Below are 4,606 nucleotides of genomic sequence, written 5' to 3'. Positions count from 1 at the left end.
CAGGAATGCGTTGCCGTAGTCGAAGAAGTACATGCCGCGCTCTGTCAGCTTGTTGATTGCAGCAACCTGCCTGCGCAGAGATGCCTGCACACGCTCACGGAACAGTTCGGGATTCTCTGCCATCATCTGCTTCGACTCCTCAAATGTCATGTCAACAGGATAATATCCTCCTGCCCATGGGTTGTGCAGAGATGTCTGGTCGCTGCCAAGGTCTACCTTTATGTTTTCTTCTGCCAGGCGCTCCCACAGGTCAACCACGTTGCCCACGTATGCCATAGACACAGTCTTGCGCTCCTCTACGGCCTTTCTTATTGCCGGTATCAGTTCGTTCAGGTCAGAGTGCAGTTCGTCCACCCAGCCCTGGTCATAGCGCTTCTGTGCAGCCTTGGGGTTAATCTCGGCAACAACGCTGACCACTCCGGCAATGTTTCCAGCCTTAGGCTGTGCACCTGACATACCGCCAAGACCTGACGACACGAACAGCATGCCGTGTATGTCCTTGCGGCCCGGTTCTTTCTTCATCTGCATGCGTGCTGCGTTTAGCACGGTTATCGTTGTGCCGTGAACGATGCCCTGCGGACCGATATACATATACGATCCGGCTGTCATCTGTCCATACTGGCTGACGCCAAGTGCGTTCATGCGCTCCCAGTCGTCTGGCTTTGAGTAGTTAGGTATCACCATACCGTTTGTAACAACCACTCTCGGAGCATTCTTGTGCGACGGGAAGAGTCCCAGCGGATGACCTGAATACATCACGAGTGTCTGCTCGTCTGTCATCTCGCTCAGATACTTCATAGTCAGCAGATACTGTGCCCAGTTCTGGAATGCGGCACCGTTGCCTCCATATACGATAAGCTCATGAGGATGCTGAGCCACTGCCGGGTTCAGGTTGTTTTGTATCATGAGCATGATGGCAGCAGCCTGCTCCGACTTGTGCGGATACTCGTCAATGCTGCGTGCATACATGTCGTATGTAGGTCTGAATCTGTACATATATATGCGTCCGTAGTCGCGCAGCTCAGCAGCAAACTCCGGTGCAAGTGTCTTGTGGAATTTCTTAGGGAAATATCTCAGGGCATTGCGCAGTGCAAGCTTCTTTTCGTCTTCTGTAAGTATCTCCTTACGCTTTGGCGCATGGTTCACTTCTTTGTCATACTCACGCGGCTCCGGCAGCACGTCTGGTATGCCGGCACGTATCGCCGCCTTAAATTCCTCGTTTGTCATAATATTTAGGATTTTTCTGTTGTTTATTCGTTATGTTTCTCCCGGTCTTGCCCCAATCAGTTTCCGCTGATTACTCGCTCAACCATCTGCATTATCTCAGCCTCCTGCTTTGTAGCCTCAGCCATCAGCGCCTCAGCCTCACCTATCAGAGCCTTGGCTGCATCCTGGTCTTTCAGCGACGAAGCGTTTATCTTGACGTTCAGTCCGGCACCCATCACGGCTGCTCTTGCTGCCAGTGCACCAACGCCTGCGTCAGACACGCTGTTCGGGTTGCCGGTCTCTACCATTGCCCTGCACAGTTCGAACACCTGTGCCGATGTCTTCATTGTCTCCAGCGGCACCTGTGCAGCAAACAGTGTTGCCTTCTGTATGGCCTCTGAGCGCAACTGCTTCTCTTCGTCTGTTCCTTTCGGCATTCCGAAAGCTGCCATTATGCGGTTAAAGGCCTCTGTGTCGTCGTCAACGAGGCGCAGCAGCTCTGTCTCGAGCACCATGCCCTTGTCTGCCCACTGGCTGAACTCGTTCCAGCGGTCGTCCCATCCGGGCTTGTGTGCCGACAGGTTAGCCACCATCGTTGCCAATGCAGCGCCCAGTGCTCCCATGTATGCAGCCACTGATCCGCCGCCGGGTGCAGGAGATTCTCTTGCTGTCTCGTCAGCAAATCCCTTCACTGTCAGTGCCGTCAGTCTCTTTGCCTTCTTCTGGTCGGCCTCGAGCAGCATCTCCACCACCTTCTCCTCGGGTACAAACGGACGCAGGTCGTCGAGTCCCATCGACTTCACGGCTATGTTCATTATGTCTTCTTCAGGAATACCTGTCGATCTGTGCTGTTTCTCAAGGAAATACTTTCCGGCGTCTACAATAGATCGTTTTGGCACAAGACCTACGATTTCTGTTCCCGTTACTCTCAGTCCTCTGTTCTGAGCGCAGCGGCACACCTCGTCGAATGCCACGTGCAGCGGCGTAACGTTGATGTTAGTTATGTTCATTGACACCTGTGCGATGCCGTATTCCTCGATAAACCATCCTATGGCCTTTGTCGACTTCAGCGTACCGGGCTGCATTATTGTCTTTCCGTCTGCGTCTTTCTTCACCTTGCCTGTTATCGGGTTGCCTTCGCGCACCGGTCTTCCCTTCTCTCTCACGTCAAAGGCCACTGCGTTTGCCCTGCGTGTAGATGTGGTGTTAAGGTTAAAGTTTACGGCAATCAGGAAGTCGCGTGCTCCTACAGCCGTACATCCCGTGCGTGCCACGCCCTCGTCAAAGGGTCTTGCACCGAAGTCAGGAGCCTTGTCGGCATCGCCCATCTTCTCCGGCAGCGCCTCATACTCACCGGCTCTGCACACGGCCAGATTGCGTCTTTCAGGTTTCAGAGCGGCCTCTTCATAGCAGTAGCATGGTATCTGCAGCTCGTCGGCAATGCGCTTTGCCAGTTTTCTTGCCAGCTCGGCACACTCTTCAAGAGTTATTCCGCTTACCGGCACCAGCGGCAGCACGTCTGTAGCGCCCATACGCGGATGAGCACCGTGATGCTTGCGCATGTCTATAAGTTCACCGGCCTTCTTAACAGCCTTGAAAGCAGCCTCGACAACAGCCTCGGGCTCACCAACAAAAGTAACCACCGTGCGGTTAGTAGCCTCACCCGGGTCAACATCGAGCAGTTTTACGCCGCCGGCTTCCTCAATCACATCGGTAATCTGTTTTATAACATTCTTGTCGCGTCCTTCGCTGAAGTTGGGCACGCACTCCACAATCTGTTTTATCTTTGCCATAGTATTATTAAAATATTGTATAGTTTCTTTATGTTTTTCTTATTAGATGCATGGCAGAATGTTGCTGCCGGCCGTCGCCTCAAAGACGCCACAACATGCCGCAAACCTTCTCTCTGCCTTTACAAAGATAGGATTTTAGAATAAAAGTCGCAAAAAATATGGGTTAAAAATACAAAGATTATTTCATTAAATTTTAAGGCCGGCAGCCGTCTCATGCCGCTTTAAAATATCAATTTAAAACAAAAGACGGCGATATCAAAACACTATCCCCACTCATTCACAGAAACAGCTTTAAACATTGCAGTTTACAGCCACGATTACTTACAATACGCCATTTCGTCTTTCATCATACATTTATGCCGCCAGACACCGTCAGTCCTCACATTTTTAGTCATTTTTCAGCGCATCATGTCCCGTCATCACGCCCTCACATCTGACACATTTCTCATTCCTCACCCAATAATCACACAAAAATAAACGGCTCTTCATCCGAAAAGCCGTCAACATCATATAATAACATAACAATTTGCATCCCGTCCCCGTTCGTCATACCATCCATGTCATAAGGGTATTTTTAGCGGATTAAATAAATCCTTATACTCAATTCCGGCGGAGCGCAGATCCGCCGGCACAACAGCAACGTAGTGCGTGCGCTTCGTAGATTATTGTCAATTGTATTACATTGAATAGAATCAACAAAGCATTTGACTTTAACTACTAGCTCACCTTAGTGAGCGATAACTTCTCTAACTACTTTAATTACTAATTACAATACCCAACAATGCATTTGAATTTTTCACTATTCACTTTTCATTCTTCACTTAAACACGCACTACGTTGCTATTGTTCCGGCTGATTTGCAATCTGCCGGAATTGAATATAAGAAACGAAGTTCAGCGCAGCTAATTTCCTGATCCGCTTAAAATACCGCTAATTTAAGTGAAAAATGAAAAGTTAAAAATCCTATAGCCAATGTTAGCATAAAATTGTGATATAATGTGAAATAGGAAGTTAGCGGATTAAATAAATCCTTATATTCAATTCCGGCGGAGCACAGATCCGCCGGCACAATAGCAACGTAGTGCGTTTTACGAAAGTGAAAGTTAAAAATGAAAAACGAAAAATCCAAATGTATTGTGGTTTCTACTTGTAAGCATTACGTTTGCAATTGGATTTTTCACTCTTCACTCTTAGTTCTTAACTTAAATATGCTCCTAGCTCACCTTAGTGAGCGATAACTTCTCTAACTACTTTAACTCCCAAAAACAATAGCACAGATCCGCCGGAACATTAGCAAACGTAGTGCGTGCGTTTCGTCGATTATTGTCAATTGTATTACATCGAATAGAATCAACAAGGCATTTGACTTTAACTACTAGCCAACTCCGTTGGCGATAACTCCTTTAACTACTTTAACTCCAAATGATAATACCAACAAATCACATGGATTTTTCACTTTTAATTTTTCATTTTTATTTGCGCTCCGCGCCTGCTCTTCACTCTTCCCTCTTCACTCTTCACTTAAACTAGTAGTTCTTATTATCAATATACACCTCCAACAGCTTCGACACGCGGTCTTCGTTGTTCGGCACAACGTCCATGTCGGC

General features: G+C 48.2%; 1 protein-coding gene and 1 pseudogene. Both read right to left on the bottom strand.

The genetic code is table 11. From position 1 onward, the window contains the following. Positions 1 to 1,227: pseudogene (locus QVO66_RS11505) on the bottom strand (urocanate hydratase); the annotation flags it as partial. Between the two features lie 56 nt (positions 1,228 to 1,283). After that, the gene (gene ftcD, locus QVO66_RS11500) at positions 1,284 to 2,999 is read right to left on the bottom strand and encodes a glutamate formimidoyltransferase (protein WP_021855638.1); all 1,716 of its coding nucleotides are present in this window, start codon (positions 2,997 to 2,999) and stop codon (positions 1,284 to 1,286) included. Positions 3,000 to 4,606: the final 1,607 nt, after the last annotated feature.

The sequence above is a fragment of the Prevotella sp. CAG:255 genome, assembly GCF_000431195.1.
Lineage (GTDB): Bacteria > Bacteroidota > Bacteroidia > Bacteroidales > Bacteroidaceae > Prevotella > Prevotella rara.
The sequence above is the reverse complement of the archived record's forward strand: the minus strand, read 5'-3'. Positions and strand labels throughout refer to the sequence as shown.

Excerpts from the sequence above, each read along its gene's own strand:
- ftcD (WP_021855638.1), bottom strand. The coding sequence starts at position 2,999 with ATGGCAAAGATAAAACAGATTGTGGAGTGCGTGCCCAACTTCAGCGAA.